Here is a 13407-nt window from a genome sequence, read left to right on the forward strand (position 1 = left end):
GTTCGTTGTCTGGCTGGGCTTAGCGTCGGTGGGGTCGGCGGGCCAGGGACAACCAGCCGAGGAACCGGGCGTGCATCGCGGACGGGTCGGGGCGCAGCCCCAGGCCGTACACATCGTCGATCGCCTCCTGCATCGACGCGGCCAGGTAGAACGCCAGCACGATCGAATGACCGTAGAACTCGGCCACGAGGGCGAGCTGAGCCGGGGCACACGGCCAGGGCGCGGCGCAGTTGCGGCACAGCCACGCCGGGCGCATCGGCAGGTGCGGGCGAGGACGCGCGGTCATCCGACCCTCACCGGGTGCCACCGGCGTTTGGCTTTGCTGGTCGGTTTGACGGGCAGGGCTTGCAAGCGCACGCCCGCCCGCATCACGTACAGCTCGCGCCGCGCCACCGCGTCGCCCGCCGCGTTCAGCTCGTAGCCCTCAATCCAGACCCATCCGTCGTACGTGTGCCGCTCGGGTAGCTCACGGATGACGCGTACGAAGATCGGGCGCAGGAACTGCACGCTCGCCGCGGTGGTCAGGTGGACCACGTCGCCGGCCTTCATTTTCCCGATCTTCTCGGGCTTGTCGTCGGGCACGGTCTCCCCTTGGTGCTGGTGGGAAGGGGCCGCTCCCGTGAGTGCTCGCCCGTCGGAAGCGGCCCCGCTACGAACGCGACCGCCGGATCTCGTGGGCCTGCCGGCCGCGCCGCCTGGTGACACTCTGCTGTGGAGGTAGTTACGCTCGGAAGGTGCAACCGAGGTCCGGGGTGACCTGGCCTAACAGGGAGCCGACGTGTGGCACCTCGGGCAGTCGATCTTTGAGTTGAGGGGCGTTGTATGGCTGACGTACCAGGGCCGTTATCGGCGTTCATCGTTGGCGAGATCCGCCGCGCCCGAGGGGCCTCCGGCATGACGCAAGAGTCGTTCGGCCGCGCTGCGGGCTTCAGTGCTTCACATGTCAGCGCCGTCGAGAGCAGCACGCGAGCGCTGACGATCGACTTCATCAAGGGTGCCGACCGGGCGCTGAGCAACGGCGGGCTCTTCGAGCGCCTGGCGACGAAGTTCGGCGCACCGTCGTGGTTCCTGCCCTGGCTGGACGCTGAGCGCGAAGCGACACAGCTCCGCTACTTCGAGCCCAACCTGATCCCCGGACTTCTACAGGTGGAGCACTACGCCCGAACCGTCCTGCGAACAGTCGAAAGCCTCACCGATGACGAGGTTGAGCAACGCGTGCAGGGGCGCATGAGTCGGCAGGCGATCCTGACCGGCGAGCGCCGGCCGCAGTTTGTCGCCGTGCTGGACGAAGCCGCGATAAGGCGTACGGGTGACGGTCTGGGCGGGATCATGGCCCAGCAGGTTGCCCACCTGGTCGCGATGGCCGAACTTCCGCACGTCCACGTCCACGTCATTCCGATCGGCAGCGGCCTGCACATCGGGCTGTCCGGACCGTTCGCGCTGGCTCGGTCCAGCGAGGGCGTGTGGGTTGGCCACCTTGAAAACCAGCTTGGCGGGGACGTCATCGACAAGGACGATGATGTAGCTACGCTTCAGGCAAGGTGGGAGAGCGTCCGGAACGAGGCTCTACCGCGCCGGCAGTCCATCGACCTGCTGAAGGAAGTTGAGAGCCATCATGGACCTCAGTAACGCCCGGTGGCGCAAGTCCACCCGCAGCGGCGCGAGCGGCGGCAACTGCGTCGAGGTGGCAAGCAACCTGCCCGGTGTTGTGGCTGTCCGCGACTCGAAGGACGTCACCGGACCGGCACTGACCTTCGCTCCCGCTGACTGGGCCGCGTTCGTCGCCCAAGTTGTCGTGCGGCCTTAACCACGCAGCGCACCACTCGGCTGGTCTGGCGGGCGTCCCGTCCTCATGCGGACCTACTAGAACTGCTCTGGTAAGCCCTGACTGTTCGGCTGGTTCGTGTCTCGCCAGCGGCGAATGTCCCGGATGGCACTTCCATAGATATCACCGCCTGGTGTATGCAGGTGAGGTGGATCTCGAAGTTGCGCAGACCGCTGCGGCGGTAATGCCCTACGTGACCGCCGCGGTGACAACGTACGGCATGAGCACTCTGGACAGGGTTCGCGACACGGTCGTGGAGAAGACGTCCGACGCGACGGTGGGGGTGGGCCATCGGCTGCTGAACCGCATTCTGGGCCGCGAAGAGTCGCGGCAGGCGATCGAGGGTGCCGTCATCGACGTGGCAGCCGGCGAGGAGGACAGCGCCGCCGCACTCAAACTGCAGATCCGAAAGGCGCTTGCGGCCGACCCTGAGCTTGCCCGAGAGGTGACAGCCATGCTGCCAGCCGGGTCGGTGCATGTCGAGGCGTCCGGAGAACGATCGATCGCGATCGACAACAATTCGGGCGTTGCCAGCACGGGCGAGAATGCCACGATTCAGCGGTGACTGACGCCATCGACCCTGGGCCGACCGCTATAGGTACGCGTTCGATTGCTATCGGAACGAACAGCGGCACGGCGATCAGTGGCGATAACGCCAAAGTCATCAATGTCTCCGTGGGTGCCTTACGGGCGCCGGATGAGGTGCCGATGCCGGCGCGGCTGGCCAGCCTCCCCCGTTCGCCGGCCGATCCGTTCGTGGGTCGTGAAGCTGACCTTCAGCTTCTAGATCAGGCCCTCCACGGACATCGGGCCAGCGTGGTAACACAGGCAGTTTACGGCCTAGGTGGGGTGGGCAAGAGCGAATTGGCGTTGCAGTACGCCGCCCGCCATATCGACGTTCACCCGCTGATCTGGTGGGCATCCGCCGAAGACGGCGAGGTACTGCAAGAGTCGTTAGCGGAGTTAGCTCGCAAGCTCGAACCGGCCCATTCATTGTTGGGGAGCACGACGGTTGATGCTGCCGGCTGGGCGATGCAATGGCTGCAATGCCATTCGAACTGGCTGCTAGTACTGGACAATGTCGAAGATCATGCGACCATCGCTGCTTTCCTTGCTCAGGTCGGCCGGCACGGGCATATCGTTATCACCACACGCCGAAACATCAATTGGCGGGGGTCGGCCAAGCCGTTGCTACTGGACGTCCTCACTTCCGACGCTTCCGTCGATCTGCTAGTGGACCTTGTGGGAAGCCCTGTCGAGGCTGAAGCATTGGCCGACCTTGCGGCGGAACTTGGCTACCTTCCGCTCGCGCTAGAGCAGGCAGGCGCCTATATCGCGGAGCAGCGGATTGCAGTTGCAAAGTATCTGAACCTTCTAAGAAGGAAGCCTGCTAAAGCATTCCTGGGCGTAGACGAGGGCGGGCAAGCATCACGCACAATAGCACGCGTCTGGGATATCACGTTGGAAGCAATTAGGGGCAAGGATCCGCGAGCGGAATTTCTTTTGCGTGTCATGGCGTACTTCGCCCCCGACAACATTCCCCGCCGCATCCTGGTCGCCGATGCGTCTGATGCCGACGCGGCAGACAAATCTCTTGGCCTCCTTGCGTCATACAGTATGATCATTCTCAACCAGCAAAGCGTCGCGATACATCGACTCGTGCAAGCTGTGCTGCGAGAACAAGACAGCGACCTATACGATGAAATTTTCCGCACCGAGACCCCGGTTGCGACCGCCACACGATTCCTTACCGACGCGGTACCTCATGCGGACCCTCATATCAACATCGGGATATGGCCAGCTTGGCGTGAGTTGACACCTCACGTCGATGCACTAACCCGCGCGACTACCGACAATCAGGCGACTGTAGGAACCGCAGCACTGCTGGCGAAATCAGCTTTCTTCGCCTCGACCCAAGGTCAACATAAGGTTGCTCTCCCACAAGAACGACGTGCATTGGCCATTACCGAGACCCGCCTGGGAGAGAATCACCCCGTAGTGGGAACCAGACTGTTCAACCTCGGGCAGACATTGACCGCGCTCGGCGCGGCCTCGGAGGCACTGCCGCTCCTGCAACGGGGTCTGACGATCACTGAGACTGCCCGCGGCCGGGAACACCCGGACGTCGGTATCGGGCTGAGCCACCTCGCGCGGGCGTTGACCGAGCTTGGCAGACCGGCGGAGGCGCTGCCGTTGCGGCGGCGTGAGCTGGCAATTAATGAGGCTGTTTACGCTCCTGACCATCCCACCGTCGCCATCGCGCTCAACAACCTCGCGGGAACCTTGGAGGCGCTGGGCAAGTCCGCAGAGGCATTGCCGCTGCGGGAGCGTGCCCTTGTGATCAGTGAGGCTGCCTTCGGACCCGACCATCCCACCGTGGCCATCCGTCTGGGCAATCTGGCGGTAACGTTGACCGAGTTGGGGAGGCCCGCCGACGCATTGCCACTCCATCAGCGTTCGCTGGCAATCAGCGAGACCGTTCTAGGCCGCGATCATCCTGAACTCGCCGCCCGGCTAAACAACTTGGCACTGAGCTTCGAAGCGATGGGTAAGCCGGCGCGGGCGTTGCCGCTACGGGAGCGTGCGCTCACGATCAGCGAGGCCGCCTTCGGACCCGACCACCCCACGATCGGTGTCCGGCTCAACAACCTTGCGCAGACGTTGAACGATCTGGGCAAGCCGGCCGAGGCATTGCCGCTACAGCAGCGTGCACTGGTCATCAGCGAGGCCGCCCTAGGCCCTGGCCATCCGACTATTGCTATCTGGCTGAGCAACCTTGCGCAAACCGTCGACGCCTTGGGCCGGGCGACGGAGGCGTTGCCGCTACGGGAGCGTGCGCTTGCAATTGGTGAGACGGCCCTCGGGCCCGACCATCCCGACGTCGCCAAGGGGTTGCTCAATCTCGGCGGAGCCCTCGTCACCGTGGGCCGGGCCTCCGAAGCACTACCGCTGCTGCAGCGTGCACTGTCGATCATTGAGGCGACCTTCGGTCCGAACCACCCGACCGTCGCCATCGCCCTAGGGAACCTTGCGTATGCACTTCAGAATCTCGGTCGGACCGTGGAGGCCCTACCGTTGCAGCAGCGTGCACTGACAGTCAGTGAGGCTGCCTTCGGCCCAGACCATCCCCAGGTCGCCACCGGTCTGAACAACCTCGCGGGCACCTTGGCCGAGCGGGGAAAGTTCGCCGAGGCGCTGCCACTGCAGCAGCGGGCGCTGGCCATCAGCGAGGCAGCGCTGGGCCCACACCACCCCAATGTCGCTATCAAGCTCAACATGCTCGCTCAAATACTGGACGCGCTGGGCAGGCCGGCGGAAGCGGTGTCGTTGCTCCAGCGCGCGCTGGCGATTAGTGAGGCAGCTCAAGGACCAGACCATCCCATGACCGCGGAGATACGCCGCAGCCTTGGCCGTAGAACACTTCGCACCTTCGATACATCCTGAGAGCGGCCCTGAGCGGGTCGCTGGCTAGATGCCCTACCGCCCCCACCCTTAAAATGTCCCGCCAGCGCAACTTCGGCCAGCGCCAAGCCGGAGGGGCACTAACCAAACCCCGCAACCGCCGCCACCTCGACGACACGACCGGCGTGCTTTCTCCTACGCCGCGCGAGCCTCGCGGCCGCGCGGCTCGGCCGGATGCCGGCCCTATCCCCCGTCGGCCTGCGGCGGCCCTCAGGCTTCTCGCTTCCGCGCCAGCCGCCGAAGCTGTTGCGTGGCCAGAGCCGGAGCGTCAGCGGAGCGACAGACGCGCGCCCAGGCTCCGGCGCCTGCGTCAACCCGGGCAAGCCGAGCAGATCGCCGCCCGAGCCGCCAGTGGCCTGCGAGCCGTACGCCCGATTGATGTGACCGGCCGTACGCCACTTTGCTCTCTAGAGCGGGGTCGACGATCCCTAGAGCGGGTTGACGGCAGACGGAATGGCCGGCTCCTGACTCTGCAAAGGAATACGTGCGCCTCCGGAGTAGGCGACGGTGTTCAGTTCTCCCGCCGCCCACGCCTCCAGGAATGCTGTCACACCCACTGCCTGAGCAGCATTGGCCCCCAAGATGCCCTTGATCACACTGGGATCTGACCCAGTCCGCGCAATAACGAGGCGATGCCAATCCGGCACATCAAATGGCCTCTTGCTCAAGAGTCCAATTTCAACGTAGGGTGCAAGAATCGCCAACCGGAGAGATTGCTGCATCGGTGTCATGTCATTCTCCTTGCCATACCTAAGATCAATCGAGAGAAGTGACGGTTCATTCTCCGAAATGAGAAACCATGGCCGCGAATCAAGTCGACCCAGGAATCGATCAATTGCGAAAAGCACATTGTCATCGGAAGTAAAACGCGACTTGGATTCCGACAATAATTGCTCAGAGATGCTTGTGTAAGCAGACCGAAAAACACTCGCCCTCGGGCTCTGAAACAATACCGTACCACCGAGTCTCGTTAATGCGGACTCCAGTTGCACGGCAGGCGCATCCTTCGACGCAAGCACTTGGTAGTAGCCGATGCCTGGGGACGAGTCGACATACCGTTGCACTAGTGGGTAAGCGGCCAGATCCAATCCAGATACGGCACTGCGTACATCCTGACTCTCGGAAAGGCATGCCGCGTGATAGAGGTAGGCAGCTCCTGCTATGTCTTCGTCTGCCAGGTCGGCCACTCGCTCCGATAGCTCATTGGCGAGTGCTCTTGCGATCACAGGGCTGTTTTCTGCCGACACTTGATCTATGAACTCGAAAGTACCAGAGAACGCCTCTGGTGCCCGAGATATTCTCGCCGCCCATGCTTGAAAATCATTCCAGTACCGGAAGGAGTCATGGATTTGCAATTCATGTTCAATCATGATTTTCAGAAGCTTTTGCGCAGTAGCGACTGATAGCGTCACGAATGGCTCGCTTCTAACCACGAAGGACAGGAGGCTTGCCGACTGAGGCTGAGGAGCCTGGGCGGCGCGGTCCGCAAGGGCAGCGAAGAACTTGTCCGCACCGCTGGAAACGTTCCTTTCCAGGATCTGTAGCGCTAGTTGGGCGACGATCTCCCACTCCTCACGCTCCAATCGCCGCCCTAACGCCTGGAGAACACGCCTTGGGGAGCTTTCACGAGTACGAATGAGGTGTTCAGCCGTAAAGAACTCAAGAAACGTCCTGTGGACGAAACCGTAGCGAGGCTCGGTCTCAGTGGCGCCCACGTCTGTAAGGACCCATGCTCGACCAGTGCAGAAGTCGAGAAATCGTTCTGCCTCATCCCTCGCTAAGTCCAGGTCCTGGTGACGCTTGCCGAAAAACTCGGCAGCCAGCTTCTCAATAAGCTCTCTCCTCGGCATGGCCCCGCCATACTTCTGCTTGGTAAATAGTTCCCACGCCAAGTGCTGAACAGCGCTTCTTATGTGCGCCCCGAAGGGCACTCCGCTCTCAATGCCACGCATCCTATCCCATCGTTCGAATAGCATCGTTGCGCACTTCTCGAAGATGTCTGGACGGTTTCGTGGGATATAGCGCTCGGTGGCATACATACTACAAAGGAGCGATAGCATGAGAGGATTGACCCTGAGGTCGCGTACCATCGCACTATCTCGAATAAACGAATCCTTTAGCGCGAATCTATCACCGGCAGGAATCGAGTCGTCAAGGCGGAACCAGTTCGAGGCGTATTGCTCCACTTGTTCTTCGTCGAAGTCAGACAAGATGGCTACGGTTACGACGCTTTCGTTTAAGGGAGCCGCATCGTAGCCTACACGTCTAGAAGTGATTAGAATTGGCGTCAGTGGATAACGAGAAACGAATCCTTCGATTAATCTTACGGCTTTGGTTCGCAGAGATGTGTCAACAAGCTCATCGAGCCCATCGAAAATGACAACAGCGCGACCATTCAGAAGCAGGTACTCAATTGCATTCTCCGGAGGCTCTATGTTGTAGGGATCCTTGCACCTGTCGACAATATAATCGACAATGCTGGAACCGCCACGTGTCAGCCCGTCCACAATGTCCCTGAGAATCAAAATCAAGGGCGTCAGCTGGGGCAAGGTTGGATCCGAATTGGTAACGAGATCGTGGGACAGCTTACTTACTAGCGTCGACTTTCCGGCTCCTGGGGCGCCTAGAATTACCAGCCGGCCACCAGGTGCTAGACAATCTGCGATCTGTACGGTGGAATCTCTGATCCTTGACGCTGACCGCTCTCTCTTGAGATTGTCGATTTCGTCGATGTGGCAGAGGATGGGCTGAACGTACAGCTGCGAGTAGGGAACAGCCCTACTTGTGCCGGCGTGAGGTAGGCGCATCTCCGCGTGGAGACTAGCGATCTGGCTGCGCAGCTCGTTCTCGAAAGCATGAAGTTGACTGAGATGGTCGATCTTCGAAAGCAAGTCAGCATTCCGGACGGCCGCGGCCGTGAGTCGGCCAGCGATTGCGAAATCCAAAGTCGAGTGAAGTATTGAGCCATTCGCTTGGTTCCAAGCTGTCTGGGTCGCTACTAAGACGGTCGAGAAGATCAGCTCCGCCACCTCAAACAGACTGTCATCCTTCAAATCTAAACGATTCCGTATTCCTGATCGCAGTTGCTGTCGGCAAGCGGACAGCAATTCCTCCGAGTTCTTGCCGCGCTGTTCGAGAGACCTGGCGGCATAAAATTGGTGTGCCACATAATCTAGATCAGGACTCATAAGGTAGTCGTGCAGGCCGCTTAGTTGCTCGCTGGATAAGGTGTCTATGATGTCGCCGACAGCTCCGCCACCTGGAACCTGAAGGGCTCTATCGGCATTAAGTTGGATCCGTCGCCTATCTAGTGAAGGTTGCAGTAGTCGCAGGAGGATCTGGACGACGCCGCGATAAGAGTGAGGACCAATTTCTGACACTTTCGCCACCTTCAGGGTCAACGCTGCAGCAACGCGAAAAATAAGGAATTTGGAATTTAGGAATGATCAGACTGACGCCTCGGATGCAGATTGCTGAACTCATGGCGCGAGAGGGCGAAAAGCACTGAGCGTCGTAGGCGGTGTGCCGAGGGTGGTGGATGTTAGTAGGCCGGCAGCCGGGCCAAGCGCAAGCAGCATAGGGAAGGACACGCCGGGTCCGTGCGGCGAATCGCCGCCACAGTCCGGTCGCTGCACGGGCAACCCAGAAGACTTGGAGTACACATAAGGAAACAACGGCAGAAAACGTAGCATGTTCTCCGTTCGACTGATGCGCGACACGTGTCCGCCACCTGGTCTGCGAGGCCTCAGCCCGCTGATCGCGGCAGTAGCGGACACATTGCACGTTGTTCCCTCGGTGGCGTGAGCCCGGGCCTCAGGCCGAGGAGGGCTACGCCTTCGCGTTCTGTGGGTCCTCGCACTCACACAAGCGCGCCGCACCGCCGCATGGACCTTTCATCCGATGGTCCTCGATCATGATAAACCGTATGACACGACGACAGGTAGCGTCATCCGGTTCATTCGGAGGACAACGTGGCTGTGTTGAATGTAAGAGTGGACGACCATGTCCGTGATCAGCTCAAGGAGATGGCGGACGCCGAGGGGGTGACCCTCAGCGAATACGTCCGCGATCTACTGCTAGAGGCTGTGGTGCCCGTGTATGCGGCGGACGTGAGGCACGGCGATGCGCCTGCGCCCGAGAGCATGCGGACCCTCGACCGGCAGGTTCTCTCGCTGCTGCACCGCATCCTCGCGCGTGTGCTGCCGCAGGACGCGAACGACGTCGACGGTGACCTGGAGTACCAGCTCAAGCGCACGAAGATCCTCGAAGAGGGGTTCGCCGGTGAGTACTGGCTGGAGGTCGCGGGACTCAGGACCGAGCTGTCGAAGCGCGACTGCGGTCGAGTGTCCGACATCCTCGAGATGTTCCGGATCATCACCTTCAGCATCGACCACCTCAAGGAGGGCGGCACGCCGGTGGACGAGAAGCTGGCCTTCCAGCTTGAGTTCCGGGGCTTCGACCACAACGACGCGCTAGAAGGCCACATGGCGACGTACGTCGAGTACCAGATGCGAGATGATCGATGGTCGGAGCTCAAGCCGCAGGTCGAGCGGAACGACCGCGGAAACTCCCACTCGCGGAAACTCCCACTCGCGGATGCTCGACACCTACATGCGGATGCTGGGCGAGTATCGCCGGATCATGGACAGCCGCAAGCGCGGATTCGATCGATTCGATTACCTGCTGACGCTCGACGAGCTGCAGCAGCTCGCCGATGCCCGCGTACATCCTTCGAACCGGCCGCAGCGCCGAGGGACGAGCATAGCGATGCACTCTGGATCTGTTGCATGTCAAGTTGGCGGACGCGTGTCGCGGATCCTTGTGGATCCAGCAGAGGACGCCGCAACGCCGCCGAATAGATCGCTTCTAGTTCAAGCATCGCACTCCGCAACGGCACCCAACGAATGACCAGATCAGAGCCTAGATCGGATCTCTGGGCTGGTGGGGCGACGGACGAGTCGACCTGTACGCCGGATTCTGTGCTCGGCGCGTACCCCAAGGGGTTTGCGCCGGCGGCGGCCATCCATCTCGGCCTGCCGTTGCCGGCAGGCTCCAGCGGCCTACCCGCAGACATCGGGCGGGCAGCCCTCAAGCGTCTGCGCCGGGTCGTCATCTTGCGGTGACGGCCCTTGCTTGGCCTTGCTCCGGGTGGGGTTTACCGAGCCACCCCGGTCACCCGGGGTGCTGGTGGGCTCTTACCCCACCGTTTCACCCTTACCGTCCCCGTTGGGGTCGGCGGTCTGTTTTCTGTGGCACTTTCCCGCGGGTCGCCCCGGGTTGCCGTTAACAACCACCCTGCCCTGTGGAGTCCGGACGTTCCTCGGCGGCGGGCCGAAGCCCGCCGACGCGGCCGCCCGGTCGACTCGTCCGTCGCGCTCTCATCCTAACGACAGACGCTGCTCCAACACTCCCGCCCCGCCTGGGCAAGATCGCGCAGCTCACGAACGATCCGCCGAATGCGTGTCGTAGGGCAACGGCTAGCCTCGTGGGGCTATGGATCTCTCCCACGCCGCGCTGCTGCTCGCCGCCGGTCTCGCCGCTGGCACTGTCAACGCGGTGGCCGGTGGCGGTTCGCTGATCACCTTTCCGGCGATGATCGCGATCGGGTTGCCCCCGGTGCCGGCGAACGTCAGCAACTCCGTCGCCGTCTTCCCCGGGTACCTGGCAAGCGTGGCGGGCAGCCGGCAGGACCTGCCGCGCCCCCGCGCGCTAGCCACGCTCGTGCCTACCACCATCGTGGGCACGATTGTCGGGGCGTTGCTGCTGCTGGCCACTCCGGCTCGCGCGTTCGAGCTGGTCGTACCCTTTCTGGTCCTCGGCGCGACAGCGGTCCTGGCCTTCCAGGACCCGCTGCGCCGCCTGGTCGGTCACCCCCGGGACCTGTCGCCACGGCGGCGGACGGTTGCGGTGCAGACGATGGTCGCGCTCGGTGCGGTGTACGGCGGTTACTTCGGTGCGGCGCTCGGGGTGATGCTGGTGGCCGGGCTGGCCCTGGTGCTGGACGCGACACTGGCCCGGGTGAGCGCGATCAAGAATCTGCTCTCCGCGGTGGTGGGGTTCACGACGCTCGTGGTGTTCGCCCTGTTCGGCCCCTTGAACTGGGCGGCGGTCGCGGTGGTCGCGCCCGCCACCCTGATTGGGGGGTACGCGGGCGCCCGGCTAGTCCGCCGGCTGCCGCCGGTGGTGCTCAAGACGGTGATCGTGGTGTTCGGCACGACGATCGGCCTCTACCTGCTCTGGCGCGCCCTGAACTGACCCGCCCGACCGGCGGTCAATAGGTCTCGCCGACGGGCTCGTGTTCGGTGTCGGCGGCGGCGCGGTTCCAGCGGGACCAGAGAACCCGCTCGCCGTAGCCGGCGGCCATCAGGTGCGCGAAGGCCAGGTAGACCAGCACGCCGACGGCGAGCACCCCGAAGCCGACCCAGAACGGCAGCGACAGCGACTGCTCGGCGAGTTTGCCGGAGATGATCGGTGCCGGCGCGGCGGCGCCCCAGCGGACCAGGTTGAACGCGCCGGTGGCGACGCGTCGGTCGCTGGAGCCGAGGCCGAGCGCCAGGTCGGTGAGGTTGGCGTTGGCCAGGCCCATGCAGAGTCCGGCGAGCACCAGCACCACGAGTGCCTCGGCGGTGCTGGTGGAGGTGGCGAAGAGGACCATGCAGACCAGCAGCCCGGCGATGGCCACGCCGACGGTCTGTACCGCGCCGATCCGGTGGGCCAGCCGGTGGCCGATCACCATGATGCCGGCGGCCAGGCCGAGCCCCCAGCCGGTGAACGCGAGCCCCAGCGGGATGACGTCCAGGCCGAGGAAGAGCGGCGTGTAGCCGAGCACCACGAAGAACACGAAGTTGTACGCGGCGGTGACCACGCAGAGGGCGATGAACGCCGGCCGGCGGTAGGTGGCGAAGATCTGGCCGACGCGTACCGGTGCCTGGCGGTTGGTGGGCTCGCGGAGTTTGCGGGAGGCCACGCCGAGGGCGAGGACCATGAAGACGCCGCAGACGAAGAACGGCAGCCGCCAGCTGACCTCGCCGAGCAGGCCACCGATGAGCGGTCCGACGGCGAAGCCGAGACCCAGGGCGGTTTCGAAGAGGCCCACCACCCATTCCCGGTCGATGGCCAGGTTGACCAGCACCACCATGGCGGTGGCGAAGAACATCGCGTTGCCCAGCCCCCAGACGCCGCGCAGCACGGAGAGCTGCACGATGTTGTCGCTGAACGAGGCGAGGATCGCGGCGAGGCCGACCACGGAGACGCCGGTGATGAGCACCGGCTTGAAGCCGAACCGGCCGCTGGCCAGCGTCGCGGGGATCATGCCAAGGGCCATGACCGCGATGTACGCGGTGAACAGCAGCTCGACCTGCCAGGCGGTGACCCCGATCGCCTCGCCGATGGCGGGCAGGATCGGGTCGACGACGGCGATGCCGGCGATGGCGAGGAAGGCCACCAGTGTGGTGGCCTAGATGGCACTGCGGTTCGGTTCGGAACGCCGATCCACTCCGACTCCTCAGATAGCTGTATCGTACAGATACTTATTCTGTATCATGCAGCTATGAGTGACGACCATGACGAGAGCACCCTCGGCCAGATCGAGACCGAGGTGGCCCTGCTGATGCGCTTCGGCGAGGCCACCCGGCGGGCCACCGGCACCGCCGAGCACCGGGTGCTGGACCGCGCGGCGTACGTCATCCTGCGCCACCTGGCCGACGCCGGCCCGCAGAACGTCTCGGCGCTCGCCGCCCGACTCAACCTGGACGGCTCGACAGTCACCCGGCAGGTCTCCGCGCTTCAGCGCGACGGCCTGATCACCCGCACCCCGGACCCGTCCGACGGCCGCGGCACTGTCATCTCCCCCACCCCGGCCGGTCTGCAACGGATGGCCGCCGTCCAGGCCGCCCGCACCCGGCTCTACGGCGACATGCTGGCCGACTGGAGCCCCGAGGACCGCTCCACCCTGGCAGCCCTACTGGGCCGCCTAAACCAGGCCCTGATAAACCGCAACCGCCCCCGCTAACCCCCAGCCGCAGCCCCCACCCCGCGCCACCCGCCCCGCCACGCTTCGCCGCACCCCCGCTTCGCCGATCTTGCACTTGTGGTGGGGGACGATCGGCGTGAATCACCAC

The 13407-nt window shown here is 63.4% G+C and carries 11 protein-coding genes, 1 other RNA gene and 1 pseudogene; 8 read left to right on the plus strand and 5 right to left on the minus strand.

The annotated features are described in order from the left end of the window. Nucleotides 1–19: 19 nt before the first annotated feature. A complete protein-coding gene (locus ACQRWP_RS19965) occupies nt 20–286 on the minus strand; it encodes a hypothetical protein (RefSeq protein ID WP_430496830.1) in 267 nt (88 codons plus the stop codon). After that, on the minus strand, nt 283–549 hold the full coding sequence (locus ACQRWP_RS19970) for a hypothetical protein (protein ID WP_430503233.1): 267 nt from the start codon (nt 547–549) through the stop codon (nt 283–285). The genes ACQRWP_RS19965 and ACQRWP_RS19970 overlap by 4 nt, the downstream gene beginning before the upstream one ends. 273 nt (nt 550–822) lie before the next feature. On the opposite strand from ACQRWP_RS19970, the gene ACQRWP_RS19975 reads away from it, so the two are divergent. From ACQRWP_RS19975 to fxsT, 4 genes are all read left to right on the plus strand, one after another. After that, complete coding sequence (locus ACQRWP_RS19975; RefSeq protein WP_430496832.1) at nt 823–1629, plus strand: helix-turn-helix domain-containing protein; 807 nt, start codon at nt 823–825, stop codon at nt 1627–1629. Next, nucleotides 1616–1807, plus strand: a complete 192-nt coding sequence (locus ACQRWP_RS19980; RefSeq protein WP_430496834.1) for a DUF397 domain-containing protein — start codon at nt 1616–1618, stop codon at nt 1805–1807. The genes ACQRWP_RS19975 and ACQRWP_RS19980 overlap by 14 nt, the downstream gene beginning before the upstream one ends. 151 nt (nt 1808–1958) lie before the next feature. Next, nucleotides 1959–2390, plus strand: a complete 432-nt coding sequence (locus tag ACQRWP_RS19985) for a hypothetical protein (RefSeq protein ID WP_430496836.1) — start codon at nt 1959–1961, stop codon at nt 2388–2390. Continuing rightward, nucleotides 2387–5269 carry an FxSxx-COOH system tetratricopeptide repeat protein gene (gene fxsT / locus ACQRWP_RS19990; RefSeq protein WP_430496838.1) on the plus strand — a complete coding sequence of 961 codons (2883 nt, stop codon included), beginning with the start codon at nt 2387–2389 and terminating at the stop codon, nt 5267–5269. The genes ACQRWP_RS19985 and fxsT overlap by 4 nt, the downstream gene beginning before the upstream one ends. Before the next feature lie 446 nt (nt 5270–5715). On the opposite strand, the gene ACQRWP_RS19995 is transcribed toward fxsT, so the two are convergent. Beyond that, nucleotides 5716–8667, minus strand: coding sequence for an NACHT domain-containing protein (locus ACQRWP_RS19995; RefSeq protein ID WP_430496840.1), 2952 nt, complete (start codon nt 8665–8667; stop codon nt 5716–5718). 762 nt (nt 8668–9429) lie between these two features. On the opposite strand from ACQRWP_RS19995, the pseudogene ACQRWP_RS20000 reads away from it, so the two are divergent. After that, nucleotides 9430–9816, plus strand: a pseudogene (locus ACQRWP_RS20000) (YfbU family protein); the annotation flags it as partial. An 88-nt stretch (nt 9817–9904) separates the two neighbouring features. Beyond that, nucleotides 9905–10195, plus strand: a complete 291-nt coding sequence (locus ACQRWP_RS20005) for a hypothetical protein (protein WP_430503234.1) — start codon at nt 9905–9907, stop codon at nt 10193–10195. A gap of 42 nt (nt 10196–10237) precedes the next feature. Here the strand turns inward: ACQRWP_RS20005 and rnpB are convergent. Further along, nucleotides 10238–10653: RNase P RNA component class A (gene rnpB / locus ACQRWP_RS20010), an RNA gene on the minus strand. Between the two features lie 127 nt (nt 10654–10780). On the opposite strand from rnpB, the gene ACQRWP_RS20015 reads away from it, so the two are divergent. Next, complete coding sequence (locus ACQRWP_RS20015; RefSeq protein ID WP_430496842.1) at nt 10781–11542, plus strand: sulfite exporter TauE/SafE family protein; 762 nt, start codon at nt 10781–10783, stop codon at nt 11540–11542. Nucleotides 11543–11558: 16 nt separating this feature from the next. On the opposite strand, the gene ACQRWP_RS20020 is transcribed toward ACQRWP_RS20015, so the two are convergent. Then, the gene (locus tag ACQRWP_RS20020; protein ID WP_430496844.1) at nt 11559–12731 is read right to left on the minus strand and encodes an MFS transporter; all 1173 of its coding nucleotides are present in this window, start codon (nt 12729–12731) and stop codon (nt 11559–11561) included. Nucleotides 12732–12836: 105 nt separating this feature from the next. Between ACQRWP_RS20020 and ACQRWP_RS20025 the strand changes: the two genes are divergently transcribed. After that, nucleotides 12837–13298, plus strand: a complete 462-nt coding sequence (locus ACQRWP_RS20025; protein WP_091409418.1) for a MarR family winged helix-turn-helix transcriptional regulator — start codon at nt 12837–12839, stop codon at nt 13296–13298. The last annotated feature ends 109 nt before the right edge of the window (nt 13299–13407 follow it).

The sequence above is a fragment of the Micromonospora trifolii genome, from assembly GCF_050516465.1.
GTDB lineage: Bacteria > Actinomycetota > Actinomycetes > Mycobacteriales > Micromonosporaceae > Micromonospora > Micromonospora trifolii.